Here is a 25,132-nt window from a genome sequence, read left to right as displayed (position 1 = left end):
TTCAATCCTCGCGTTTTGTAGCGTGCAGCTATGCTCAGTTTATGATGAAAAAAAATCACCTAAGAATTCTGGCTATCGACGCGTTCTTCAAAGCCGCATAAACGCTGGTTTTCCGTTCTTTTTTACCCCGTCTCTACACCCTAATTGCTGCTAAATCAAGAGTTGAAAAAATCTTCAAAACAACTATATTTGGTGTCGTGTTTGTCCAAGCACACAATATATAGTGTTTTTAGTTTAAAAAATGACCAGGTGTTGTTCGCGTCTGGTGGTCTACAGTAATGATCAAAAACGGAAGAGTACGACGATGCAAAAAAATCTGATGGTGACTAAGCGAAACGGGCGGCAGGAACCTATAGATCTTGAAAAAATACACCGTGTGATCATCTGGGCCGCTGAAGGTCTACAAAATGTATCTGTCTCTCAAGTTGAGTTAAGTGCTCATATTCAGTTCTATGAGGGCATAAAAACCTCTGATATTCACGAAACCTTAATCAAGTCGGCAGCCGATTTGATCTCTGAAGAAGCGCCTGACTATCAGTACCTGGCTGCGCGTTTGGCAATCTTTCATTTGAGGAAGCGTGCATTTGGTTCATTTGATGCACCGGATCTTTACACTCATGTGCGCTCAATGGTTGAACTGAATCGTTATGATACTCATTTATTAGAAGACTATTCTCAGGCTGAGTTCGATGAGTTAAACGACTATTTAGACCATGGTCGTGATATGAACTTCAGTTATGCTGCGGTTAAGCAGCTTGAAGGTAAGTATCTTGTTCAGAATCGTGTGACGGGACAAATTTACGAGAGCCCACAGATATTGTATATGCTCGTGTCTGCGTGTTTGTTTGCCTCCTATCCTAAAGAGACACGTTTAGACTACGTTAAGCGTTTTTATGATGCGACGTCTTTATTTAAATTATCACTGCCAACACCGATTATGGCGGGGGTTCGTACACCTACGCGTCAATTCAGCTCATGTGTCTTGATTGAGGCGGACGACAGCCTTGATTCAATAAATGCGACGGCGTCGGCGATTGTTAAGTATGTATCACAACGTGCTGGTATTGGTATTAATGCGGGTAGAATTCGTGCGATAGGCAGTCCTATTCGTGAAGGTGAGGCCTTCCATACGGGTTGCATACCCTTCTATAAGCACTTTCAGACAGCGGTTAAATCCTGTTCGCAAGGCGGGGTTAGAGGGGGAGCAGCAACGCTGTTTTACCCTTTATGGCACTTAGAAGTCGAGTCTTTGTTAGTTCTTAAGAATAACAGAGGTGTTGAAGAGAACCGTGTTCGTCACTTAGATTACGGTGTACAGATCAATAAGCTGATGTACCAGCGTTTGATTAAAGGGGAGTTTATTACTCTTTTTAGTCCGCATGAAGTGCCAGGTTTATACGATGCTTTCTTTGCGGATCAAGATGAGTTTGAGCGCCTGTACGTTAAGTATGAGCAGGATCCGTCCATTCGTAAGCAGTCGATAAAGGCTGTGGAACTGTTTGGGATATTAGCCGCTGAGCGTGCATCGACAGGGCGTATCTATATACAGAACGTAGACCATTGCAATACTCACAGTCCGTTCGACCCTGCGGTTGCTCCAGTGCGTCAGTCGAATTTATGCCTTGAGATTGCATTGCCGACTAAACCATTGAATGACATTAATGATCCTAATGGTGAGATAGCACTGTGTACCTTGTCCGCGTTTAACCTAGGTGCACTTGAAAACTTGAATGAGCTTGAGAATTTATCCGATTTGATCGTGCGGGCACTGGATAATCTTCTTGATTATCAGGATTACCCCATTTTGGCCGCTAGAAACGCCACGATGAACCGCAGAACCCTAGGAGTAGGAGTTACGAATTTTGCCTACTACCTTGCTAAAAATGGTGTTCGCTATTCGGATGGTTCTGCTAACGGTTTGGTACATCGTACGTTTGAGGCCATTCAATATCACTTATTAAAAGCGTCAAATCAGTTGGCAAAAGAAAAAGGGCCCTGTCCGAAATTTAACGAGACAACCTATGCAAAAGGCCTTTTGCCGATAGATACGTATAAGCGCGATGTTGACAGTTATTGCGAAGAGCCGCTGCATTATTTCTGGGAAACACTGCGTGAAGATATACGTGAGTTTGGCTTACGCAACTCGACGTTGACCGCATTGATGCCTTGCGAGACCTCATCGCAAATTACGAACTCAACAAATGGAATTGAGCCTCCAAGAGGATTTGTATCCGTTAAGTCGAGTAAAGATGGCATCATGAAGCAAGTTGTGCCGGAGTTTGTTGAGCTGAAGTCTCAATATGAGTTGTTGTGGAATATTCCAAATAACGAAGGCTACTTGCAACTCGTGGGTATTATGCAAAAGTTTGTGGATCAGGCAATTTCAGCCAATACCAACTATGACCCGACCCGTTTTCCGGGCGACAAAGTTCCAATGAAGCAATTGCTTAAGGATTTGTTGACGGCGTATAAGTATGGTTTAAAAACACTCTATTATCATAATACTCGAGATGGTGCCTCTGATCAGCAGGATGATGCTGGGTGTGAAGGCGGTGCTTGCAAGCTTTAAACTCAAACGCTTAGCCAGGCTCTAAAGCTCAGCTATTTCCGTAACTGTGGTGTCTAACGACTCCGCAGTTTTGTACTTTATTGGTGACCACTTTTTCAAGGTTATTCACTTTATGTCTTATTCTACTTTTAATCCTAGCGACCATGATGCGACGATGGAACCGATGTTTTTCGGGCGGAGTGTCAATGTTGCTCGTTACGACAAGCAAAAGTATTCAATATTTGAAAAGTTGATTGAAAAGCAACTTTCGTTCTTTTGGCGTCCAGAAGAGATTGATCTTACAAAAGACCGCAAAGACTTTAATGATATGCCAGATCATGAGCGTCATATCTTTTTAAGCAATTTAAAATATCAGACGCTATTGGACTCTGTTCAAGGTCGTTCTCCCAATATCGCATTTTTACCCGTAGTTTCTTTGCCTGAGCTGGAAACTTGGTTTGAAACTTGGGCGTTTAGTGAAACGATACACAGTCGCTCTTACACCCATATCATCCGCAACATCATCACTGAGCCTTCGGTTGTGTTTGATCAGATTGTGACAAACCCAGAAATTGTCAAACGTGCAGAGTCTGTTACGCGTTTGTATGATGAGTTCATTGAGTTAGTCACTGTGTACAGTTTGTATGGTCCTGGTAAAAAGTTGATCGGTGACAGAGAGCTGGATGCGTCCATGTACAATTTAAAGCGAAAGCTTTATCTGACGTTGGTGTCAGTCAATGTATTAGAAGCGATACGGTTTTATGTCAGCTTTGCGTGTTCTTTCGCATTTGCTGAACGGGCTATTATGGAAGGCAATGCAAAAATTATTCGTTTGATTGCTCGAGATGAAGCGCTTCATCTGACCGGTACTCAGCAAATGTTGAATATCTTAGCGTCTGGACGTGATGATCCTGATTTCAAGGCAATAGCACAAGAGTGCAAGCCTGAGGTGTATGAGATCTTTAAGGAAGCTGCGCAGCAGGAAAAAGACTGGGCCGTCTATTTGTTCAGCCAAGGTTCTATGATTGGTTTGAATGCTAGAATTCTGGGCGATTATGTCGAGTACATTACAAATGTTCGGATGAAAGCGTTGAATCTCGATGAAATTTTTCCTGCCAGACAAAACCCATTACCATGGATGAATGCATGGTTGGTGAGTGACAATGTCCAAGTAGCGCCTCAAGAGTCTGAAATCAGTTCATATTTGGTTGGGCAGATTGATAATGATGTCGAAACTGAAGACTTTGATGGATTCGATCTTTAGGAGATAGAATGTCTGGGATTCCACGTATAAAAGTGAATAATTATCATACTTTTTATTATCAGTATGAGTATTCCTTACTCGATGCGTTAGAGGCTCAGTCTATTCCTGCACCTTACAATTGTCGCGGTGGCTACTGTGGTTGTTGCAGGGTGCGTTTGTTGGATGGAGAGGTTGAGCAAGTTCAAGATGCGTTAGTTGATGTGGCTGAGGGTGAGGTGCTTGCCTGTTGTTCTCGTCCGCGCACTCACATAGAGATTGAAATTCCAGATTCTTGATATCTATGCACAAGTCCCCAGCCGTTGTTGGGGCTGTAAATCCTTTTTTGTTTTTGGGTTTGCAAATGACTGTCAAGAAGTATATTCTTGATTTTTAAAAATGTTTTCGCTGCATGTTTTTTTATCAATTCGCTGCACGCTTAGAAGCACGTGGCTTCCAGTGATTCATCCAATATAAATTCACAGCTTTATCCACAGATTGTGTGGGTAAGTCATGAAGCCTAGGCCGTTAGACTAGGCTTCTTCTGTTTTGTCTTTATATTCACATAAATCTTCAATAATACAAGCACCACATTTGGGTTTGCGTGCTACACATACATAGCGTCCGTGGAGGATGAGCCAGTGATGGGCATCTAATAAAAATTCTGTTGGTATGAATCGTACAAGTTTATTTTCAACCTCAAGAACATTTTTGCCCGGAGCTATGCGAGTGCGATTGGATACGCGAAAAATATGCGTATCGACCGCCATAGTGGGTTGCCCAAACGCAGTATTTAACACAACATTCGCGGTTTTGCGTCCAACACCGGGAAGTGCTTCTAATGCTTCACGGGTGGAGGGTACGGAGCTGTTATGGTGTTCAATCAGCTGTTGGCATGTTTTAAGAATGTTTTCTGCTTTGCTGTTGTATAAGCCAATGGTGCGAATATAGCTTTTTAGCTTTTCAAGCCCAAGGGCCAAAATGGACTCTGGCGTATTGGCAACAGGAAATAATTTGCGGGTTGCTTTATTGACGCCGACGTCGGTCGCTTGCGCAGATAAAATAACTGCAATTAGCAATTCAAAGGGTGTTGAGTATTCCAGCTCTGTCGTTGGATGCGGGTTTTGCTCGCGAAGGCGAGAAAAAATCTGGTGGCGTTTGCTAGCGTTCATTTAATCGTAATCGGCAAGGGTGACTTGATTGCGCCCGCGTTCTTTGGATCGGTAGAGCGCTTGATCTGCATCGTTAAGCCATTGATTGTAGTCTGTGTAGCCCTTGTCAGATACAGAAATACCAAGGCTAACCGTGACATAGAGATCAAGGTTGTCGACTTGGATAACTGTGTTTTCGATAGCTTCTCTGAGTCGCTCGGCGAAAATCTTTGCGTTACCTATAGGTGTATTGATCAGCAGAATAGCAAACTCTTCTCCACCATAGCGTCCAGCAAGATCTGTTGTGCGAGTAAACATGGTAATGCATTTAGATATTTTCCGAATGACTTCGTCGCCAACAAGGTGGCCATGCGTGTCATTCACTTTCTTAAAGTAATCAATATCCAGCATGACAAGCGAGCTTTTTTGTTGTGTTCGACAAAAACGTTCAAATTCACTTTTAATGCAGCTTTCAAGATAGCCGCGATTGCTAAGCCCTGTCAGCTGGTCTGTGATGCTTAAGCGGGACAGCTCTTGATTGGCATTGAGTAAACTTAAGCGGTTTGTAGCGGCATCGGTTACGTCGTAGATGATGATTGCAACGTGATCGACTTCTCCCTGAGCATTTTTGAGCGGAAGCAGTGTTGCATTCTGGTACATATGTCGAGCACTGCCCGTAATGGGCCGATAACTCTTGAACTTAAACAGCCATGGCCTTTCTTCCCAAGTTGTGAATGCACTGTTGTCTAGCATGATGACTGTCTGAATTTTTCGGCGCAGCCAGTCCTCAGGCAGGTCAGTAAACTTGGAGAATAAATGCGCATTTAGCATATGTTCTGCGCTAATCCCCGAATGGTTCACCATAAATGTGTTCCAAAGCCTGACAGTGAATGCTTTATCTAAAACAACTATGCCAACATCAAGGTGCTGAATCAGATTTAACTGCCACTCCAAAGAATTGTCTTGATTGAAGGTCGGTAGGCTGTGGATCATGTAAGTTGCTCCATGCGTTCAGAGAGTGATGACAGCGAGTCCTCAGTGAATAATACCAAAAGATCACAACTAATATTGGTGTTTTCAATCGTATACTCAATTTCGATAGACAGCGTATTTTTCCACTCGGCTGGATTTTGTTGAAGATTAGGGGCGTGGCAATGCAACCCTAGTATCTGAGGTGTTCCTTGGCTGAACTCAACATTTATTAATTGACCAAAGTTGCGGATAAAGGCGCCGACAAGCACATTACTGATATCCATGATAAGTTCACGCTCTGCTGCTTCATTAATGTCACCATCATATTTGAGCAATTGAGCAATTTGTGAAATATTGGACTCTTTAAACATGAGCAGGGCTTCGCCTGCTATGCTTTTGCCGATAAAACCTTGGCATACTGTGGTGATTGGGTCATAGCCACTGCTGGCTTGCAGTGCCATATCAACTTCAGCAATGCTTATTAATTGAACTTTAGGTACAGGCAAGTGCACAAATACATTTAAAAGCTTTGCTAATAAGCCTGCCGCTCGACCCATGGCAACGTTTGCTGTTTCACGTGCAAGGTCAAACATATCCTTAGGGATATCTTCGGCGGATGCAGAAAATTGAGTTGAGGTGGAGGTTCGGGCTTGGAGTTCATCCAGCAGTCCGTAAGCTTTTAACGACTCGCAAAGGATGTGTTCGTTGATGGGCTTATTGATAAAACCGATTGCCCCAAGTGACATGACGCGAATTTGTGCATCCTCTTGGATGTCACCTGATACAACGATAACCAAGCAGGGTAGATCATCACGACGGACACGCTCAAGAACCTGATAGCCATCCATAATCGGCATGTTGAGATCGAGGAACATAATATGCCCTTTACCTGCACGAATGGCTTCGAGTGCCTGAAGTCCATGTTCAGCTTGAGTAATCTCAACGTTCCAATGAGAAAGGGCACGAGCCATTTGCTTTCTAGCTAAGCGAGAATCATCGCAAATGACAACGGGTATTGATTGTGCCACGTAAAAAGCTCCGATTAAGATATTTTATTCTTCTAGATAATGAGAGTAACCAAAATTTAAGCGTCATGCAATTTGATTACCCACATTCAAAATCAGCTAGTTATCCGGTTCTTCATAATCACCACGAGCGTCTGTATTGGTGCGTGCTCTGTCAGCATCAATATCGCTGTTCAGGGAGCGCTGCTGTGTTGAAGGCATTTTCACAATATTAATAGGTGCTGGCGGTGCTGATCCATCTTTGTTTTGGCCAAAATAAACAGTGAGGTGCGGGAAGGGGATTTCCACGCCTGCAGCATCAAAATGTCGCTTAACTAGACGATTATAGGCCCGGCCAACGCCCCATTGTGAACCTGGTAATGTTTTGATTCGAACTCGTATGTTAACCGCATTATCACCAAACTCGGTAATACCCTGCACTTCAAGCTCACCCATGATAACGGCTTGCATCTCGGGATCGGTCATTAGCTCATCAAAGGCTTCTCGTAAGCGGACAACGACTTCGTCAGTATCTTCACGATAGGCAACGCCATATTCGCCCACGTGGTAGCCAAAACCTCTCATGTAGTTCGATACGCTCGTGATGGATGAAAAGGGGATGAGGTGATATGTACCAAAACGGTCTCGTAAACCGAGTGAGCGAATGGTCAGGTTTTCGGCGGTGCCTGTGATCCCATCTGCAGTAACAACATCGCCCGTATTAATGGCGTTTTCTAACTGGATAAAGACGCCAGTGATGACATCCTTAACTAGGGTTTGGGCGCCAAAGCCTATGGCTAAACCAATGACACCAGCACCTGCTATTAATGGCCCAATATTAATGCCGAGTTCGGCTAGGGTTATCATAGCGGTTAGAACCGTTAAGCTGATCATGACGGCGTTGCGAAAGAGCGTAAGCAGTGTTTTTTCTCGCGCACTGGGTTCGCCTGAGCCTGTGTTAGGGTTTAATCGATGTTCAACCCAGCTGGCAAACGCAATCCAAAGTAATTTAGAAACAATTAGAATTAACGCAACGCTGAGCAGCATGCTAACAAAACGCGTACCGCCTGTTGAGGCTAGCCACAGGTTCAGGTTGAACAACCCCCAAGCATCTAAAACCAAGGCCATTACAATCAGCATAATGACTAAGCGAATGATTTTCAGCGATGTCGGTATAAAACCATTTAAACGTGCCTCAAGTGCCGGAAATCGTAATTTTGTTTCTTCGGGAATCCGAATTTGTCTGGAAATAATTTGGGTTAACAATGCGGATATAAATAATCCAGCACCGACGGCAATCAATGTTTGCAAGCTGGCTTGTAACATAATAGGAAGTGCATCGTCTGGTCGGATAACCGTTACCAGCAAGAGACCTGCGAAATACGCAATTGAAATCACATGCCAACTGCGTGCCAGCATATTGAGTAATACGGTTGTAAATGCGAAGTCGGCTTCTTCTGCGCGAGCTCTAATCTGCGTTGATACACGTGCTTTATTTTGCATGATGATGACAAAGGCATAAGAGAAGGCTACTAGCATAATCAGCAAGCTGACGAAGCGCCCTAAAACAGGAGTTAAGTGAAAGTTGATAACCGGAACCAGCAGAAGCATACCATAGCCGATAAATCCGCTTAAACGGGCGATCCAAGTGTTCCAGTAAGCAGAGGTTTCAGCGCACATAGGTAAAAGGCGTAAACCATCAAATCTTGATGAAAACACCATCCTAACAATGGCTTTAAAGGCTTCAATTAAAAGAAACGCATTTAAAAATAATGACTGGGTTGAGTCCATGCCCCCGAGTTCACCAACAAGTAAAAGCGCTACTCCGTAACCCGCAACCCAAGCCACGCCAACTGCAAATAGATCCGCGATTGCGGCAAAAATGACTGCAAACAAACGCATTAATAGAGGGGCAAAAGCATGGCTTTGCGTTGTCCAGCCATCGGCCATTCTAAAGAGAGGGGTTAGAAGGCGACGAAGAATAAAAAAGGTTAACAGGGTTGCTAAAATAACATAGCCTAGATTCAAGACGCTTAGTGTGATCGTACTCCAATCAACCGATGAGCCTTCATCCGTTAAGCTATTGAGGGCGCCTACGCCTGATATAATTTGGCTGATCAGCTCTTCGGCAATAAATTGTGTTTGATTGGCTATTTGGCGTGCTAGCGAAACGTTGTCACTTGATGTATCGATGGCCGCCGCGTCTTCGTGCGGTGAGGCCAGTGTGCGTAAGTCTTGAATAAGCTGCGCCCTAAGCGCATCGTTTTCAAGTAAAGCCGCTAAGGCTTCATACGATTGGCTTTCTTGCGTTTCAGCGTTTACGGATGAAAAAGTAGCCAGTATCAGTGCGAAGAATAAAAAGCAACGACGTAGCCAGATATTGATATACAAAACACCCTCCAAGATCAGCCTGTTATTCGCACTCGCTTAGAACCGGCTGAAGTAGTTTCGAGACTTTGCGCCGTAATTGCGCGATTTTTTATATGCAAATCAATTTTATTCTTCAAAGCGATTAGTAAGCCAAGCCCGACAAATGCACCTGGCGGCAAGGCTGCAAAGAGGAAGCCGCGATACTCTTCAATTAGAGTTATTTGCCAGTTTCGTGCTATGTCACCGAAGATGAGATGCATGTTGCTAAAGAGTGTACCAAAAGCAATGGCTTCACGCATGGCCCCCAGTAAAATTAGTACAAGTGTGAAGCCGACCCCCATCATTAATCCATCAACTGTAGAGTCAAGGATGGTATTTTTTGAGGCGAAGGCATCGGCTCGACCCATGATGGCGCAGTTGGTGACGATTAATGGTATGAAAATTCCCAAGATCAGATACAGCTCATAGGTAAAGGCTTGCATCAGCAGCTCGATTGCCGTTACAAAAGCGGCGATGATCATGACGAATATAGGTAAACGAACAGACTCAGGAACCTGATTACGAAAGGCTGAGACCGTTAAGTTGGAGCCAATCAGTACGACAATGCTTGCAATTCCTAAGCCAATTGCATTCACGACTGTCCCTGTAACGGCAAGTAAAGGGCATAGGCCTAAGAGTTGCACTAACGCTGGGTTGTTTGTCCAGAGTCCATCTTTAACAATTTTGTTCAAGTCAGTTGCCATTGCGAGTCTCGCTTAATTGGGTGTCTTGAGTAGGCAAGGATAAAAAATCGATACGTCGTTGTTCGAAGGTTTGTAGCGTGCGCGAAACCATACGAACAACGGCTCTTGGTGTGATGGTGGCTCCGGTAAATTGATCGAAATCACCGCCATCTTTTCGAACATTCCAGCGATAGGCTTCCTGAACTTGGTACTGCGCATCGTCAAAATCAAGAATCCAGTTCGATTTTGCCAGTTCGATTTTATCTCCAAGTCCGGGTGTTTCTTTGTGTGACAAAACACGAACACCTGCTGTGCGACCATCTTGCCAGATGCCGACCAGCATTTCGATATCACCACTGTAGCCATCCTGAGCAATGACTGGAATAATCACGGCCTTAACCTCTTGATCCTCAATGGCTCTAAAAACGATAACAGGATTGGAGGCACCTAACTCAGGTAAGTTCATTTCCCACGTATTTAAATGTAAATTTTCATCAACATGCCGTGGAATGATTTCGTACAAAGCGCGTGCTTGGTGCTCTTGGTGATTGGTCTCGATTCTATCCCGCGTTAACACGTGTGTGGTTGCAATCAGTCCAGCCGTTACCGCTGCAAAAATTGAGATGCCCAGAACGCTTTTGCGAATGCTATGGCGTAAATCCATTAGCGATGACCTCCGCGAGTGGGTGAAGAGTGTTTATGACCATAGCTACGTGGCTGAGTGTATTGATCGATAAAAGGCGCGGATAGATTCATTAATAATACAGCAAATGCCACTGCATCAGGGTAGTTGCCCCAAGTTCGAATGACATAAATTAAAATACCGAGGCCAATGCCAAAGACGACTTTACCTTTATTGCTGGTTGCACCTGAGACCGGATCTGTGGCGATAAAAAAGGCTCCCATCATCGTTGCGCCTACACCAAGGTGCACAAAGGGATCTGCAAAGTTTGAGGGATCGCCACCGTAAAACAGGCTGGCTAGGATAAATAACGTTACGAGCATGGACAAGGGGGCGTGCCACGTCATAATTTTTCGATAAATAAGAAAAATTCCACCCATCAACCACGCAGCGCTGACGCCGTACCATGCAAACACACCCTGGTTGAGAACATCTGAGGAGCGCCAAATTTCTTCGGTCGTGAGGCTGCCTTTATGCTTTAACACTTCTAAAGGAGTTGCGCCAGTATACGCATCCAGTGCTAGTGCCTGAGACGAGTTAAAGATAATGGCAAGTGTTTGTGAGAGGCTAGGTAGCGCTTGCCAAGAATCACCTATTAGCACAAAAGGGGCATTCCATTGTGTCATTTCGACTGGAAATGAAATTAATAGCAGTGCGTATGCGACCATGGCAGGGTTAAACGGATTTTGTCCCAACCCACCATACAAGTGTTTGGCAATAACAATTGCACTGAACATCCCAACGGCTGTTATCCACCAAGGTGCCATGGGTGGGATGGCAAGCGCGAGCAGGAGCGCCGTTACCAATGCGCTGCCATCACTAAGAAAAAAGCGTAATGAACGTTGTCGTAAGTATAAAGCACAGGCTTCAAAAATGAGTGCAAACGTACAGGCTAAAAAAATCTGTATTAAGCTTCCCCAACCAAAAAAGAACGTGAGCGCCAATACTGCTGGGAGCGTTGCCAGCAATACGAGTCGCATGACGCGAGCGGTTGAGTTAGCCTTGGAGACATGGGGGGAGCTTAAATGAATCAGTGCCATTAGTTTTGCTCCCCGCCAGCGTCTATCCAGGCTTGTTGTGCCTCATTGGCTTTTTGTTCCAGCAGCAAAATGGTTGCTTCCAACTTATCTATTCCTTCTAAGCCTTTTTCTCGCGCATTTTTTAAGGCGTCATTCGCTTTTTTCAGTTTTGTTCGGGCAACGGATGCTGCTGTTTTAAGCTGCTTAAGTTGAGTCGCTTTTTCCTCATCAGTACTCACTTCTTTCGGTGCTGCCTCGGCAAGTTTACGTTCGGCTTGCTGTTTTGCCGCGGCCTCTGCTCGCTCTTTTCTTCGTAACTCTTTTTCGGCTGCTTCTCGTTCTAGGCGAGCTTGTCTAGCTTCAAAGCGAATGCGTGCATGGGAGGCTTTTTGTTGTTCAAACTCTTCAGTACGTATCTCAGATTTTGCAAAACGATAATGTTGAACCAATGGAATGTTGCTTGGGCAAACATAGGCGCAGGCGCCACATTCAATGCAGTCAAATAAATTGTGATGTTTGGCTTTCTCGAACTCACGCCCCTGAGCAAACCAGAAGAGCTGTTGGGGGAGAAGTGAGGCTGGGCAAACCTGCTCACACATGCCACAGCGTATACAGGGTTGTGCTGGTTGAGCGGGTGGCATTTCATCTTTAGTTGCCGCAATGATGCAATTGGTCGTCTTGATGACAGGTATGCGTTCATCATTGACGCTAATGCCCATCATCGGGCCACCCATTACAAGTCGAAATAGAGCCTTGCGGTTGACTTCAGCGGCCTCAAGCAGTGTCGTAAACGGTGTACCAATCAGGGCTTCATAATTTTGACGATGCCCGAGCGCATATCCCGTGAGAGTGACCACGCGCGAAATTAAAGGTTCGCCTTTAAAAATCGCTCGGTAAATTGCTGCAGTGGTGCCTACATTCTGGCAGACAATACCTATGTCGGCCGGAATTGAGCCTGAAGGAACTTCAATTCCTGTGAGTAGTTGAATAAGTTGTTTTTCGCCACCGGATGGGTATTTCGTCGGTACAACGCAGATGTCGATATTTAATGTTGATGTGCGCAGGGCGTGGTCAAGTGCTTTTATTGCTTGAGGCTTATTGTCTTCAATGCCGATCAGGATATGGCTTGGCTTGAGAAGGTGCGCAATAATTTCAATCCCTGCTAAAACCTCATCACTGCGTTCTCTCATCAGAGCGTCGTCAGCGGTAATATACGGCTCGCACTCGGCCGCATTAATGATTAGAGTGTTGACGATGTGATCATCACCTAAATGCAGTTTTACATCGGTTGGAAATCCGGCTCCACCCAGTCCTGCAATGCCTAAGTCTCGAATGTGATTAATCAAATCCATTTTATTCATGGATTGATAGTCCAGAATCGGCGATAAGGCGGTCCATTCGTCCAAGCCATCGGTATCAATGACAATACAGTCTGACTCCAGACCCGAGGCGTGCGGGACGGGTTGGGGGCCGATGTAGGTGACGATGCCTGAGCTTGGCGCGTGGAGTGAACTGCTGATTCGTCCATTCGCTTCTGCGATTTTTTGGCCCTTGAGCACGCGCTCACCTATTGTTACACACGGAAGAGCGGCTTTTCCAATGTGTTGCTGTAAGGGCAAAATGAGCTGAGTCGGTATAGGGGCTAAGCGTATATCAGCGCCTAACGATTGTTTTTTATTTTCGGGTGGATGGATGCCACCATGAAAGCTGAAAATCCGGCTCATTGGCTTGCTCCCTGAAGAAGTTGACCGCGACCTCTGTCTGTCAGAATAAGGGATGGATCTGAGACCGGAGCTGGCCACTTCCAGTTGGCAGGTGTGACGGGTAAAGGAATCATATCAATGCAGTCGACAGGGCAAGGTTCTACACAGAGATCGCACCCTGTGCATTCACTGACAATCACCGTGTGCATTTGTTTGGCAGCACCCAAAATCGCATCGACAGGGCAGGCTTGAATGCACTTTGTGCAACCTATGCATTCATCTTCACGGATGTAGGCGACTGTTTTGGGCTTTTCTTCTCCATGCTCAGCATCGAGAGGAATGGCGTCTACATCCAGTAAGTCGGCCAAGGCATCAATGGTGCTTTGGCCGCCAGGTGGGCATTTGTTGATTGCATCTCCATCGGCAATGGCTTGTGCATAGGGCTTGCAGCCTGGGTAGCCGCATTGACCGCATTGTGTTTGAGGGAGTAGAGCATCGATTTGTTCGACAATTGGGTCGCCTTCCACACGGAAGCGAACTGCTGCAAAACCCAAAATAATGCCAAAAACGGAGGCTAAGACCAATAAAACCACTATTGCTATAAGTATAGAGCTCATCGTGTGTCTGCCTTAAAATTTGACCAAGCCAGTGAAGCCCATGAAAGCGAGGGACATTAGACCTGCGGTGACCATACCGATTGCCGCACCTCGGAAAGTGACAGGCACATCAGCAACCGCAATACGTTCGCGCATGGCAGAGAATAAAACCAAGGCAAGAGAAAAGCCGACAGCCGCTCCAAAGCCATATGCAATTGATTGAATGAAGTCGTTTTGCTTTTGAATGTTGAGCAGCGCAACGCCCAGAACGGCACAGTTGGTTGTAATGAGAGGCAAGAAAATACCGAGTAGCTTATGGAGTAAAGGGCTGGTTTTGTGGACAACCATTTCAGTAAATTGCACAACCACTGCGATGACGAGGATAAACGAAATTGTGCGTAAATAAACAAGATCAAAGGGCATTAGCAGGTATTGATACACTAGGTAACTGCAAACAGATGCTAAGGTCAGGACGAAGGTGGTTGCAAGTGACATGCCCATGGCTGTTTCAAGCTTATTTGAGACACCCATGAATGGACATAAGCCCAAGAATTGCACCAATACAAAGTTATTGACTAACACTGTGCTAATCAAGATAAGCAAAAAATCAGTCATAGTGGTTATCAGCTAATCCGAAAGTCGAGAAGTAAAGTGTGATGTTTGTATCAAATCAATAGTAACGTTTTACCAAGTCGATGCATTGATTTTACGCAGGCTTTATTGCGTTTGCTGGCAGATTATACCGTATCAAGGAGGCCAACTCATCCCTGATACGGATTTAAATCACACAATCAATTGTAAGATGTTCGTTACTTGAGTTTCTAACGGACTGTCCGAATCGAGTGTAAGAGTGGTGGCTTGATCAAGTGGTATGTCAATGTTGGTTAAAACAATGAAACCTGTTTCAAGCAGAGATGATGCCAGAAGTTTTATGGCCTCTGGGGAGGCAGGGTGTGTGTCTGCGTCCAGTAGATACACAAAGTGCCCGCGCTCAAAAAGCGCTTTTTCCAATGTGAAGAGTACACTCTGAGCGGCCTCTTTACTTTGGCTGTTCAGCTGAATCAGCTGAGCTGATTGTCCTAAACGCTGGGTCCACAACTCAGGCGTGAGTGTGCGCGTGTGCGTGAGGTTAAACTCAGGGCTTTCGTTGTCTGAAGAGAGAATCATACCTGCCGCAACAGTGCGATGAGTCAATCTGTCGACTAGAATAAAAGAGCCTGTTCCTTTGTGCTGACGATAATCGTCAGCTACTGTGCTTTGTTCAAGCTGAACTTCAACCTTGGCAATCTCATTGAGCTCAAGCCCTGCTGCAGGGGAGTGAACCATGGTGTTTACATCGATTTTATGATGTATGCGAGTCACTTTGCCCGTTTGGCGACGAGTTGCCAGTTTGACCTCATAGTCTTTCAGCGTATTAAGAGGTGTTTCATCCATCCAGACCAGGTGTGCACTAAACGCTTGACGCGCCTTAGGGGCGTTGTCTGCGAGGACTAATAAGTCGCCTCTGGAGATATCGATCTCATCTTCTAGAGTCAGGGTCACAGCCATGGGTGCAAAGGCCTCTGATAACTCGCCATCCCAAGTCACTATGGATTTGACTCGGCTGGTTTTGCCAGAGGGTAAAACAGCGAGTTCATCACCGACACGCACCACGCCTGAGGTTAGGGTTCCGCAGTAGCCACGGAAGTTCAGATTTGGGCGGTTGACATACTGGACAGGAAAACGCAACTCAGCAAAGTTTTGATCCTGTGCGATCTCAATGGACTCCAGTTGCGCCATCAATGGCTCACCTGTATACCAAGGCATGTGCTCTGACGGGTTGACCACGTTATCGCCGTTTAACGCAGATATGGGGGCGAAGTGGATATCCGGCAGGTTTAGATCTTTGGCAAAAGCTAAATAATCCGCTTTGATTTCGTTGAAACGTTCTTCACTGTAATCCACTAAGTCCATTTTGTTAATGGCAACAATGGTGTGACGAATACCCAGCAACGAAACGATAAAACTATGACGGCGCGTTTGCACTTGAACACCGTGGCGCGCATCAATCAAAATAATGGCGAGGTCGCAAGTGGATGCGCCAGTTGCCATGTTACGCGTGTATTGCTCGTGGCCAGGTGTGTCCGCAATAATGAACTTACGCTTAGACGTGGAGAAGTAACGGTAAGCAACGTCAATGGTGATGCCTTGCTCTCGCTCTGCTTGCAAACCGTCGACCAGTAGGGCTAAGTCGATGGCTTCGCCCGTGGTGCCTACTTTTTTGCTGTCGTGCGTAATGGCCGCCAGTTGATCTTCGTAGATCATTTTGGAGTCGTGAAGCAAGCGTCCTATTAGGGTTGACTTGCCATCGTCCACACTTCCGCAAGTGAGCAGTCTGAGCAGTTCTTTGTTTTCATGCTGATGAAGGTAGTGCTTGATATCGGTGGCAATTAAATCGCTTTGATGACTCATTTCATAATCCTCTTAGAAGTAGCCTTCCATTTTCTTTTGCTCCATTGACCCAGCGCCATCATGGTCAATTGCTCTGCCTTGACGCTCGGACGTTGTCGCTAGAAGCATTTCTTGAATGATTTCCTCCAGTGAGTCGGCTTCTGACTCAACGGCACCGGTCAGTGGGTAGCAACCGAGTGTTCGGAAGCGCACGGATTTCATCATGGGCGTTTCATTTGGATTAAGTGGCATACGGTCATCGTCAACCATTATCAGCATGCCATCGCGGTCAACAACGGGTCGTACCGCCGAGTAGTACAAAGGAACGATGTCAATTTTTTCTAAGTAAATGTATTGCCAGATATCGAGTTCGGTCCAATTGGACAGAGGGAAGACGCGAATGCTCTCACCTTTATCAACGCGGGTATTAAAAATATTCCAAAGTTCGGGACGTTGGTTTTTGGGGTCCCAACGGTGGTTTTTGTCGCGAAATGAGAAGATTCTCTCTTTTGCACGTGATTTTTCTTCATCACGACGCGCTCCGCCAAAGGCTGCATCAAACTTGTACTGATTTAGTGCTTGTTTAAGGCTTTGAGTTTTCATAATGTCGGTGTGCTTTTTAGAGCCATGCACAAATGGGCTGATACCCATCTCAACACCTTCAGGGTTGATGTGAACAATTAAGTCCATACCGGCTTCTTTTGCCATTTTGTCGCGAAATTGAATCATCTCACGAAATTTCCACGTTGTGTCGACGTGCAGTAATGGAAAAGGTGGGTTGCCGGGGTAAAATGCTTTGCGTGCTAAATGAAGCATGACAGAAGAATCTTTACCGATGGAATAAAGCATGACAGGGTTGTCAAACTCAGCGGCCACTTCTCGGATGATGTGAATGCTCTCAGCCTCAAGTTGTTTGAGGTGAGTTAGTCGGTATTCAGGTAATGCTGGCATAGCAAGACTCTTCCCTTGGTTAAAAAACGGGTATTAGAAGTGTGCGATTATGGTGTAAGTTGGATAAAATAAAAAAGAATAAATAGATATTTTTATATATCTTTAAGTAATATCAAGTGCTTTGATATGCGCGTTGTTTGTATGTCAAGCCTTGTTCATCGCTGTATGATCGCAAAGGGTTTTGGTCGGTGAGGGTGGTTGGCGAGAGAGTGGGCTGTTGAACTGCTCGAGAGTTGGTCGCTAGCCATTAGCTACTATTTTATACTAGCTACTGTTTTATAAGACCTGCTGTTTTATAAGGCCTGCTGTTTTATAAGAGTTGGCTGCTAACTACTAAATGATCTAATAAAATTCATAATTATTATTTAAAGTTATATTGCTTTCAGAGTACACTGCGCAACTGTCTGCTCATTTGAAAGCCTGTCAATGAATACGGGTGTCAGAGGAAATGTGTAATCATGTATCAGTATAATCAGGTCGATCAACAGATCGTTCATGAACGCGTAGAACAGTTCAGGGATCAGACGCGCCGCTACTTGGCGGGCGAGTTATCGGCTGATGAGTTTTTAGCTTTGCGTTTAATGAATGGTCTTTATATACAGCGCCAAGCGCCGATGTTGCGAGTGGCGATTCCTTACGGATTAATGTCGGCTGAGCAAATGCGTATGCTGGCGCATATTGCTCGTAAGTACGATAAAGGTTACGGTCATTTTACGACACGCACCAATATTCAGTTTAATTGGCCCAAGCTTGAAGAAGTGCCCGATATCCTAGCAGAGTTGGCTACTGTGCAGATGCATGCCATTCAAACATCGGGTAATTGCATACGCAATACCACGACTGACCATTTTGCGGGCGTTGCCGAAAATGAGCTTGAAGATCCAAGACCTTGGTGTGAGATTATTCGTCAATGGTCAACCTTGCATCCCGAGTTTGCTTACCTGCCTCGTAAATTTAAGATTGCGGTCACTGGTTCAAAAGAAGACAGGGCAGCGAGTCAGGTGCATGACATTGGACTGCATTTGGTGCAGAACGCTGAGGGTGAAGTCGGTTTTGAAGTCTTAGTGGGCGGGGGGCTCGGTCGCACGCCTGTTATAGGAAAAGTGATACGCGAGTTCTTGCCAAAAGAAGATTTGTTATCCTATCTCGATGCGATCTTACGTGTGTACAACCTTAAAGGTCGTCGTGATAACAAATATAAAGCACGCATCAAAATTTTAGTTGAAGCATTAGGTATTGATACCTTCAGAGATCTTGTTGAAGCTGAATGGCAATACACTCGCGATACCGAATTAAAGTTAACGGCTGAGGAAATTGCACGCGTTAAAGGTTTCTTTACGCCTCATGCGTATGAACTAAGTGCAAAAGACGATGTTAGCTTAGATCAACAATTAGAGGCCGATGCAGATTTCCGAGTTTGGTTTGAACGTAATACTCGGGCACACAAGGTTGCTGGCTATCGCTGTGTTGTGGTGTCACTCAAGCCTTTGCTTGGCCCGCCAGGCGATATCACCGATTTACAAATGGATGTCGTTGCTGATTTGGCGGATCGTTACAGCTTTTCAGAAATCCGCTCAACGCATGATCAAAACTTAGTGTTAGCCGAAGTTCGCCAAACGGATCTGTATGCTGTATGGAAGGTTTTGTCTGAGCATAATCTTGCCAGAGCAAACATTAATACCCTAACGGATATGATTGTGTGTCCAGGTTTTGATTTCTGCTCTTTGGCCAATGCTAAAACATTAAACATCTCTGATGCCATCAATGCTGAATTTGAAAATTTAGATTATTTGTATGATCTCGGTGATATCCAGTTAAATATGTCAGGCTGCATTAATGCCTGTGGTCATCATCATGTTGGACATATCGGTATTTTAGGTGTCGACAAAAAAGGTGAGGACTGGTACCAAATTACACTGGGTGGTTCTGGCCGTGAGGATGCATCCTTGGGTAAAGTACTGGGTAAATCGGTTGCTGCAGATGAAGTGCCCTCCGTCTTGCGCAAGATACTAGAGACGTATATTGAACAGCGTACTGAAGAAGAGCGCTTTTTAGACACCGTTCGCCGTGTTGGTTTAACCCCTTTTAAGGAGAAAGTCTATGCCGCTGATCATTAATCGGGAAAGGGTTCAAGATTCTTGGGTGTTGGTGAGTCCTGAGGACGGAGCTGATTTTGTTGAACAAGCATCGGGTCATGAGCTTCTATTGGTTCCATTTGAATACATTGAAGCGGCTGATGCTTTGAGTCCAAAGCAGTTGGGTGTACAGGTGACTGGGGATGTCGAGGTTGGGCAGATTGTACCTTGGCTTTCCAAGCTTTCTTTAATTGCCATTGAATTTCCTGTGTTTCGTGATGGACGTGGATTTAGTTTAGCGCGTCAACTGCGTCGAGTGGGTTATACGGGTGAGTTGCGTGCGGTCGGTGATGTTGGGCGAGACCGTTTGGGGTACCTTGAGCGTTGTGGGTTTAATGCTTTCTTGATAGCAGATGAGATCTACTCCGATGAGGCTTTGCATGCCTTCTCTGAAATCAGCGTTCATTATCAGGGGTGTGCGGATGACCCGCGCCCGATTTATCATCAATGAGATGGGGTGAAGTGTGACTGATAGCTTAACGCCAGAGTTACAAAGTAAAGTCGATTCGGTTGTCGCCCGTCTTCAAGAAGCAAGCTCGCTTTACGACGGCAGTCTTGTGCTGGCCAATAGTTTAGGTGCTGAAGATATGTTGCTGGCCGACCTCATTGATCGCCATGCATTATCGATACCTCAGTTTGTGCTAGACACAGGGCGTCTTCCAGAAGAGACCTTAACCTTGTTGGCGACGATGACCAAGCGTTACGTTGCGTCAAAAGTCGATGTTTTTTATCCTGATGCCGCCTCAGTAGAAGCCTATGTTCGTGAGTCTGGAATTAATGGTTTTTACGAGTCGCAAGCACTCCGTAAACAATGCTGCGCTGTGCGTAAGCTTGAGCCACTAGCGCGGGCGCTTAAAGGACGTAAGGCGTGGATTACCGGTTTGCGTCGGGAACAGTCGGTTACCCGTGATGCAGTGGAGTTTTCGGAGTGGGATGCTGGGAATGGGCTTCAAAAGCTTAATCCGTTAGCTGATTGGAAAGAGTCCGAGGTATGGGCGTACTTGCGTTTCTTTGAGGTTCCCTACAATGAATTGCATGATCGTCATTACCCAAGTATCGGTTGTGCACCCTGTACCCGCGCAATCTCGGTAGGTGAGGACTTGCGTGCGGGGCGTTGGTGGTGGGAAAATCCAGAAAACAGAGAGTGCGGGTTGCATGCAGCCGCCTCCTCATTAATACCTCTAAAACCCAGATAAAATTTGTTATCAGCTCGTATTCGTGAGCTGATAACCTCGATCTAGGATCTTAACCATGGAATATCTACCTCTTTTCTTTGATCTCAAGGGTCGTCAAGTTTTGCTTGTCGGAGGGGGAGATGTTGCGTTGCGTAAAGCGCGATTGCTGGTAAGAGCTGGTGCTCAAATTACGGTGGTATCTTTAGATGTCCATCCTGAATTGCAAGCCTTGCTAGAGGAATCGCACGGGCAAATCATTATTGGTGAGTATGCGTCGGGTTTGATTCTTGGCAGAACCCTGGTGCTCGCGGCAACCGATGACGAGCAGTTGAATGAGCAGGTATATCACGATGCGGTGGCGGCGAATGTGCCCGTTAATGTTGTTGATAATCCACCACTCTGTACATTTATTTTTCCAGCGATTGTCGATCGTTCGCCGATTGTTATCGGGATTAGCTCAGGGGGGCAGTCTCCAGTATTGGCGCGCTTATTGCGCTCAAAACTAGAAAGTCAAATTCCGGTGAGCTTTAGTCGTTTAGGTCAGTTGGTTGGGCGTTTGCGTGACAAGGTCAAAGCACGTTTTAACTCCGTCAATGAGCGCCGTGTTTTTTGGGAAAAAGTGTTGAATGGTCAAGTGGCTGAGCGTGTGTTTGCAGGGCAGGATGCTGAGGCCGAAGCACTCTTGTTGGCACAAATTGAAGCGGGGAACCCTGACAGTCAAGTGGGTGAGGTTTACTTGGTGGGTGCAGGCCCAGGCGATCCAGAGCTTTTGACGTTTAAAGCATTGCGGCTCATGCAGCAGGCCGATATTGTCCTTTACGATCGCTTGGTGTCAGCTGAAGTGCTCGAAATGTGTCGCCGTGACGCCGACTTAATTTATGTAGGCAAGAAGCGAGATCACCATGCGGTGCCTCAGCAAGATATTAACCAGCTCCTGATTGAGCATGCCCGTGCCGGAAAGCGGGTTGTGCGCTTGAAGGGTGGAGATCCGTTTATCTTCGGTCGAGGCGGTGAAGAGTTAGAAGAGTTAAAAGCTGCAGGAATTCCTTTTCAAGTGGTGCCGGGGATTACGGCCGCAAGTGCGTGTTCAACCTATGGCGGTATACCCCTAACGCACCGAAACTATGCGCAATCGGTTAAGTTTGTGACAGGTCAATTAAAAAACCGAACAAGCGATCTGAATTTTGAAGAGTTGATTCAGCCAAATCAAACAATTGTTTTTTATATGGGGCTGCATACGCTAGACGTGTTGGTCAGTGGCTTGCTAAGTCATGGTAAGCCTGAAAACACTCCAATTGCGATTGTTTCTCAAGGGACTTCAGTCCAGCAAAAAGTGCTGACAGGGGTTCTGTCAAATATTGTTGAACGACAAAATCAAGCTCAGTTAGAAGCGCCCGCCATTATTATTGTTGGAGAAGTGGTGTCGCTCCAAGAAAAGCTTGCTTGGTTTGGCCAGAAAGCGCTTGTGGGGCCACAGGTTAACTAATCATTTAAATGTCTGATGCGAAGCCCATCTGGTACGTGTATTTGTTACGCTGCTCAGATAACTCACTCTACACTGGCATCACCACGGATCTGGAGCGTCGTCTTCAGGAGCATAACGCCTGTGATAAGCGCGGAGCCCGCTACACGCGCTCAAGACGACCGGTTCAGCTTGTGTATTTTGAACAGCAGGCCAACCGCAGTTTGGCATCCAAGCGTGAAAGTGCCTTAAAAAAACTATCGCGTTCGGGTAAGGAGCGCTTAATGCTCAATACATCATGAGTTGATTAATACGCCGAGTCTAATCACTTTTCCGTTATTTTCGATTTTGCCCTTCTCAATGAGTCGCTTTAGCCTATTGGCTGTTAGGTAGTCCCTATGTTTTAAATAATTATAACTTGAGAATGCTTTATTCGCAGCGCATCAATGACTACAATAACGAAATTACGTCCATGTACGTCTGGCATAGTAAAGGATCCATAATGGTGTCAAATTTATCAAAAAAGCTGGCCGTCGCCAGTCTGGTTACGTTTGTGTCGATTGCTCCACTTCACGCACAAACCGAGAGTGATCCATGGGAAGGCTTCAATCGTGCAATGTTTTCATTTAATGAAACAATTGATCGTGCGGCGATAAAACCCTTAGCACAAGGGTACAAGTTTATAACGCCTGAACTGGCTCAGACAGGTGTCAGCAACTTTTTTGATAACCTAAAAGGGCTGCGTACATTTGCCAACAATCTGTTGCAGGGCAAGGTTCATAATGCGTTTGAAGACGTAGCACGCTTTACGTTTAATACAACCTTTGGTTTGGCAGGTCTGATTGATGTCGCAACTCCTATGGGAATTGCGAAACACGATGAAGATTTTGGACAAACGCTAGGGTATTGGGGAATGCCATCAGGTCCTTATGTTGTATTGCCATTCTTTGGTCCTAGCTCAGTTAGAGATACAGTGGGAATGGTGCCTGATTGGTATCTAAATCCAATTGTTTATGTTGATGATCGTGCCACTCGTAATTCATTGCAAGCATTACGTCTAATTGACACTCGAGCGCGTTTACTTGAAGCTGAGCGTATGATTTCGGGTGATCGTTACTCGTTTATTCGTGACTCATATTTGCAACGTCGTGAGTTCCTTGTTCGTGATGGTGATGTTCGTGTCAGCTTTGACGAAACGGATTTTTAAACGCTAGCCATGTTCAAGCGTATTTCAAGCAGGGTGTTCATGAATCATAAAAACAGCAGGGGTTACTGATGTATGATTCGCCCTAGCCATACGGTGTTAGTGGTTTCATCGTCTGTCATTGTGATTGAGCGCCTACAATCGCTATGTGAGCAGTGTGGTTTGCCTGACCTGAGTATGGTTGTGTGTGAGCACGTGGCAGACGCCGAAGCGATGTTGGAGCATAAGTCGTTCTCCTTGACGCTTCTGGATCTTGCGAATGGCGTGAGCTTAAGTTTTCTTGATTATGCCTCGTCGATTCTCAATCCTAAACCCGTTGTTGCTATCATTGGAGAGGGGAGTTCAACGACGATCATCAATGCTTTGCGCGCCGGGGCCGATGATGTGTTTGTGGTAGAGGATTTGGACCTCAGTCCGAAGCTGTTTATCTACTCGATGAAGCGTCAGTTGCGAAGAGCCTTGTACATAGAGGAGTCAAAGCGTTTAAAGGACTCGCTTGAACGCAGTTTAGATGAGCTCAGAGCAGATCATCATGCCGCTCAACATGTTCAACAAAACCTTTTACCTCCCCGTCATCAAACTATTAATGGTTTAGTGGTGGAATACACTTTAAAACCTTCCTTGTTGCTAAGTGGCGACTTTGTCGATGCGATAGAAATAAATGACCACTTAATTATTTTCTATTTGGCAGATGTTTCAGGTCATGGCGCGTCTTCGGCATTAGTGACAGTGTTATTGAAGAATTTAACGCATCGCTTATTAAGAAATTATAAGCGTCATTCGAGTTTTGATATTTTATCGCCCGTGTTAACGCTTGAACGTATCAATCGAGAAATGTTACTCACGGGTATGGGTAAGCATATGACCATGTTTGTCGGCTTATTAGACACGCAAACATCCAAGCTGACCTATGCAACGGGTGGTCATCATCCTATGCCAATCTTGAGCTGTAATGAAAGCAGTTCTTTTTTAAAAGGGCGCGGAATGCCTGTCGGATTGTTTGAAAAGCCTGAGTTTGAAGAGCACCAGTTGGATTTGCCGCAGGTGTTTAGTTTGACCCTGTTTTCAGATGGTGTTCTTGAGATCCTAAAAGGTAGCTCATTGAAAGAAAAAGAAAACTGGCTATTAAGTACGTTGCAGCCGGGATATATCGAGTCTTCTCAGTTGACAGAAATGATTGAGGAAGGCTTTGAGGATGTTCGACCTGATGATGTCGCAATTATGACTGTATCTAGAGCCTGATCATGAGTGATGGTGAGATTTTTTTTGCATGCCGTGATGGGCATTATGTTTTAAAGTTTGTGGGTGAGGTGCGTCTGACCCTTTGCTCTACGATTGATCAGCATTTGGCGTTTTGTCTCGCTAAAGAAGACATTAATGATACGCTGATCGATTTAACTGAAACCCATAACATCGACAGTACGTCCTTGGGGCTGATTGCGAAGCTGGCAATTAAGTGTTCCGAGCGAAACATGCCTAAACCAACAATCGTTTCAACGAATCCAGATATTACTCAGATTCTGCTTGCCATGGGCTTTGATAAAGTATTTGTGTTACTGGATGTGTTGCCCACCAGCGTTAGCGATCTAAAGCAGGTTCCGTTCGTTTTAGAGTCTGAAGACGAAGTTCGTTTACGAATTATTCAGGCGCACAAGGTTCTGATTGATCTTAATGAGGCGAATCGTGATGCCTTTAAGGGATTGGTTGAAACATTAGAAAAGTGCTCATAAGCACGACTAGAGACCTCGCTGTCTAGGTGCCTCACTGT

General features: G+C 45.5%; 23 protein-coding genes. 11 read left to right on the top strand and 12 right to left on the bottom strand.

What is annotated here, in order from left to right; all coding sequences use genetic code 11:
- The first annotated feature begins 304 nt into the window (after nucleotides 1–304).
- The 3 genes from nrdA (at nucleotide 305) to yfaE (ending at nucleotide 4,087) form a co-directional block, all read left to right on the top strand.
- Entirely contained in the window at nucleotides 305–2,569 is a 2,265-nt protein-coding gene (gene nrdA, locus F5971_RS13620; RefSeq protein WP_036510360.1) for a class 1a ribonucleoside-diphosphate reductase subunit alpha, read from the top strand.
- Nucleotides 2,570–2,681: 112 nt separating this feature from the next.
- The gene (nrdB, locus tag F5971_RS13615) at nucleotides 2,682–3,812 is read left to right on the top strand and encodes a class Ia ribonucleoside-diphosphate reductase subunit beta (protein ID WP_036510363.1); all 1,131 of its coding nucleotides are present in this window, start codon (nucleotides 2,682–2,684) and stop codon (nucleotides 3,810–3,812) included.
- Between the two features lie 8 nt (nucleotides 3,813–3,820).
- Nucleotides 3,821–4,087: a class I ribonucleotide reductase maintenance protein YfaE gene (gene yfaE / locus F5971_RS13610; RefSeq protein ID WP_036510366.1), complete on the top strand. Its 267-nt coding sequence runs from the start codon at nucleotides 3,821–3,823 to the stop codon at nucleotides 4,085–4,087.
- A 234-nt stretch (nucleotides 4,088–4,321) separates the two neighbouring features.
- Here the strand turns inward: yfaE and nth are convergent, their stop codons facing one another.
- The 12 genes from nth to cysD all read right to left on the bottom strand — a co-directional run bounded on the left by nth (nucleotide 4,322) and on the right by cysD (nucleotide 17,388).
- Nucleotides 4,322–4,960 (bottom strand): endonuclease III, encoded by a 639-nt coding sequence (nth, locus tag F5971_RS13605; RefSeq protein WP_036510369.1) that lies wholly within the window; start codon nucleotides 4,958–4,960, stop codon nucleotides 4,322–4,324.
- Nucleotides 4,961–5,932, bottom strand: a complete 972-nt coding sequence (locus F5971_RS13600; protein ID WP_036510371.1) for a sensor domain-containing diguanylate cyclase — start codon at nucleotides 5,930–5,932, stop codon at nucleotides 4,961–4,963. It abuts the gene before it with no gap.
- A complete protein-coding gene (locus F5971_RS13595; RefSeq protein WP_036510374.1) occupies nucleotides 5,929–6,939 on the bottom strand; it encodes a response regulator in 1,011 nt (336 codons plus the stop codon). The genes F5971_RS13600 and F5971_RS13595 overlap by 4 nt, the downstream gene beginning before the upstream one ends.
- A gap of 96 nt (nucleotides 6,940–7,035) precedes the next feature.
- Nucleotides 7,036–9,306, bottom strand: a complete 2,271-nt coding sequence (locus F5971_RS13590; protein ID WP_081763801.1) for a mechanosensitive ion channel domain-containing protein — start codon at nucleotides 9,304–9,306, stop codon at nucleotides 7,036–7,038.
- 14 nt (nucleotides 9,307–9,320) lie between these two features.
- Entirely contained in the window at nucleotides 9,321–10,028 is a 708-nt protein-coding gene (locus tag F5971_RS13585; protein WP_193495416.1) for an electron transport complex subunit E, read from the bottom strand.
- A complete protein-coding gene (gene rsxG / locus F5971_RS13580; protein WP_036510377.1) occupies nucleotides 10,018–10,671 on the bottom strand; it encodes an electron transport complex subunit RsxG in 654 nt (217 codons plus the stop codon). Before rsxG ends, F5971_RS13585 begins: the two co-directional genes overlap by 11 nt.
- The gene (gene rsxD, locus F5971_RS13575; RefSeq protein ID WP_193495415.1) at nucleotides 10,671–11,729 is read right to left on the bottom strand and encodes an electron transport complex subunit RsxD; all 1,059 of its coding nucleotides are present in this window, start codon (nucleotides 11,727–11,729) and stop codon (nucleotides 10,671–10,673) included. Before rsxD ends, rsxG begins: the two co-directional genes overlap by 1 nt.
- Nucleotides 11,729–13,432 (bottom strand): electron transport complex subunit RsxC, encoded by a 1,704-nt coding sequence (gene rsxC, locus F5971_RS13570; RefSeq protein ID WP_193495414.1) that lies wholly within the window; start codon nucleotides 13,430–13,432, stop codon nucleotides 11,729–11,731. Before rsxC ends, rsxD begins: the two co-directional genes overlap by 1 nt.
- On the bottom strand, nucleotides 13,429–14,028 hold the full coding sequence (rsxB, locus tag F5971_RS13565; protein WP_036510379.1) for an electron transport complex subunit RsxB: 600 nt from the start codon (nucleotides 14,026–14,028) through the stop codon (nucleotides 13,429–13,431). Before rsxB ends, rsxC begins: the two co-directional genes overlap by 4 nt.
- A gap of 12 nt (nucleotides 14,029–14,040) precedes the next feature.
- Nucleotides 14,041–14,622, bottom strand: coding sequence for an electron transport complex subunit RsxA (gene rsxA, locus F5971_RS13560; protein ID WP_036510382.1), 582 nt, complete (start codon nucleotides 14,620–14,622; stop codon nucleotides 14,041–14,043).
- 168 nt (nucleotides 14,623–14,790) lie between these two features.
- Nucleotides 14,791–16,458, bottom strand: coding sequence for a sulfate adenylyltransferase subunit CysN (cysN, locus tag F5971_RS13555; protein ID WP_193495413.1), 1,668 nt, complete (start codon nucleotides 16,456–16,458; stop codon nucleotides 14,791–14,793).
- A gap of 12 nt (nucleotides 16,459–16,470) precedes the next feature.
- Nucleotides 16,471–17,388 carry a sulfate adenylyltransferase subunit CysD gene (gene cysD, locus F5971_RS13550; protein ID WP_036510389.1) on the bottom strand — a complete coding sequence of 306 codons (918 nt, stop codon included), beginning with the start codon at nucleotides 17,386–17,388 and terminating at the stop codon, nucleotides 16,471–16,473.
- Nucleotides 17,389–17,846: 458 nt separating this feature from the next.
- Here cysD and F5971_RS13545 point away from each other — a divergent pair, with 458 nt between their 5' ends.
- From F5971_RS13545 to F5971_RS13510, 8 genes are all read left to right on the top strand, one after another.
- Nucleotides 17,847–19,505, top strand: a complete 1,659-nt coding sequence (locus F5971_RS13545) for a nitrite/sulfite reductase (protein ID WP_193495410.1) — start codon at nucleotides 17,847–17,849, stop codon at nucleotides 19,503–19,505.
- A complete protein-coding gene (locus F5971_RS13540; RefSeq protein ID WP_193495408.1) occupies nucleotides 19,489–19,974 on the top strand; it encodes a DUF934 domain-containing protein in 486 nt (161 codons plus the stop codon). The genes F5971_RS13545 and F5971_RS13540 overlap by 17 nt, the downstream gene beginning before the upstream one ends.
- A 13-nt stretch (nucleotides 19,975–19,987) precedes the next feature.
- On the top strand, nucleotides 19,988–20,719 hold the full coding sequence (locus F5971_RS13535; protein WP_036510398.1) for a phosphoadenylyl-sulfate reductase: 732 nt from the start codon (nucleotides 19,988–19,990) through the stop codon (nucleotides 20,717–20,719).
- A gap of 55 nt (nucleotides 20,720–20,774) precedes the next feature.
- Complete coding sequence (cysG, locus tag F5971_RS13530; RefSeq protein WP_193495405.1) at nucleotides 20,775–22,184, top strand: siroheme synthase CysG; 1,410 nt, start codon at nucleotides 20,775–20,777, stop codon at nucleotides 22,182–22,184.
- Nucleotides 22,185–22,192: 8 nt separating this feature from the next.
- Nucleotides 22,193–22,462, top strand: a complete 270-nt coding sequence (locus tag F5971_RS13525) for a GIY-YIG nuclease family protein (protein ID WP_193495402.1) — start codon at nucleotides 22,193–22,195, stop codon at nucleotides 22,460–22,462.
- Nucleotides 22,463–22,665: 203 nt separating this feature from the next.
- Nucleotides 22,666–23,367: an MlaA family lipoprotein gene (locus F5971_RS13520; protein ID WP_246187807.1), complete on the top strand. Its 702-nt coding sequence runs from the start codon at nucleotides 22,666–22,668 to the stop codon at nucleotides 23,365–23,367.
- A 72-nt stretch (nucleotides 23,368–23,439) separates the two neighbouring features.
- Complete coding sequence (locus F5971_RS13515; protein ID WP_193495395.1) at nucleotides 23,440–24,606, top strand: PP2C family protein-serine/threonine phosphatase; 1,167 nt, start codon at nucleotides 23,440–23,442, stop codon at nucleotides 24,604–24,606.
- Between the two features lie 2 nt (nucleotides 24,607–24,608).
- A complete protein-coding gene (locus F5971_RS13510) occupies nucleotides 24,609–25,094 on the top strand; it encodes an STAS domain-containing protein (protein ID WP_036510406.1) in 486 nt (161 codons plus the stop codon).
- Nucleotides 25,095–25,132: the final 38 nt, after the last annotated feature.

The sequence above is a fragment of the Nitrincola alkalisediminis genome (genome assembly GCF_009821115.1).
GTDB lineage: Bacteria > Pseudomonadota > Gammaproteobacteria > Pseudomonadales > Balneatricaceae > Nitrincola > Nitrincola alkalisediminis.
This window is presented reverse-complemented; position numbering and strand designations above follow the sequence as displayed.

Excerpts from the sequence above, each read along its gene's own strand:
- nrdA (WP_036510360.1), top strand. The coding sequence starts at position 305 with ATGCAAAAAAATCTGATGGTGACTAAGCGAAACGGGCGGCAGGAACCT.
- nrdB (WP_036510363.1), top strand. The coding sequence starts at position 2,682 with ATGTCTTATTCTACTTTTAATCCTAGCGACCATGATGCGACGATGGAA.
- yfaE (WP_036510366.1), top strand. The coding sequence starts at position 3,821 with ATGTCTGGGATTCCACGTATAAAAGTGAATAATTATCATACTTTTTAT.
- nth (WP_036510369.1), bottom strand. The coding sequence starts at position 4,960 with ATGAACGCTAGCAAACGCCACCAGATTTTTTCTCGCCTTCGCGAGCAA.
- F5971_RS13600 (WP_036510371.1), bottom strand. The coding sequence starts at position 5,932 with ATGATCCACAGCCTACCGACCTTCAATCAAGACAATTCTTTGGAGTGG.
- F5971_RS13585 (WP_193495416.1), bottom strand. The coding sequence starts at position 10,028 with ATGGCAACTGACTTGAACAAAATTGTTAAAGATGGACTCTGGACAAAC.
- rsxG (WP_036510377.1), bottom strand. The coding sequence starts at position 10,671 with ATGGATTTACGCCATAGCATTCGCAAAAGCGTTCTGGGCATCTCAATT.
- rsxD (WP_193495415.1), bottom strand. The coding sequence starts at position 11,729 with ATGGCACTGATTCATTTAAGCTCCCCCCATGTCTCCAAGGCTAACTCA.
- rsxC (WP_193495414.1), bottom strand. The coding sequence starts at position 13,432 with ATGAGCCGGATTTTCAGCTTTCATGGTGGCATCCATCCACCCGAAAAT.
- rsxB (WP_036510379.1), bottom strand. The coding sequence starts at position 14,028 with ATGAGCTCTATACTTATAGCAATAGTGGTTTTATTGGTCTTAGCCTCC.
- rsxA (WP_036510382.1), bottom strand. The coding sequence starts at position 14,622 with ATGACTGATTTTTTGCTTATCTTGATTAGCACAGTGTTAGTCAATAAC.
- cysN (WP_193495413.1), bottom strand. The coding sequence starts at position 16,458 with ATGAGTCATCAAAGCGATTTAATTGCCACCGATATCAAGCACTACCTT.
- cysD (WP_036510389.1), bottom strand. The coding sequence starts at position 17,388 with ATGCCAGCATTACCTGAATACCGACTAACTCACCTCAAACAACTTGAG.
- F5971_RS13545 (WP_193495410.1), top strand. The coding sequence starts at position 17,847 with ATGTATCAGTATAATCAGGTCGATCAACAGATCGTTCATGAACGCGTA.
- F5971_RS13540 (WP_193495408.1), top strand. The coding sequence starts at position 19,489 with ATGCCGCTGATCATTAATCGGGAAAGGGTTCAAGATTCTTGGGTGTTG.
- cysG (WP_193495405.1), top strand. The coding sequence starts at position 20,775 with ATGGAATATCTACCTCTTTTCTTTGATCTCAAGGGTCGTCAAGTTTTG.
- F5971_RS13525 (WP_193495402.1), top strand. The coding sequence starts at position 22,193 with ATGTCTGATGCGAAGCCCATCTGGTACGTGTATTTGTTACGCTGCTCA.
- F5971_RS13515 (WP_193495395.1), top strand. The coding sequence starts at position 23,440 with ATGATTCGCCCTAGCCATACGGTGTTAGTGGTTTCATCGTCTGTCATT.
- F5971_RS13510 (WP_036510406.1), top strand. The coding sequence starts at position 24,609 with ATGAGTGATGGTGAGATTTTTTTTGCATGCCGTGATGGGCATTATGTT.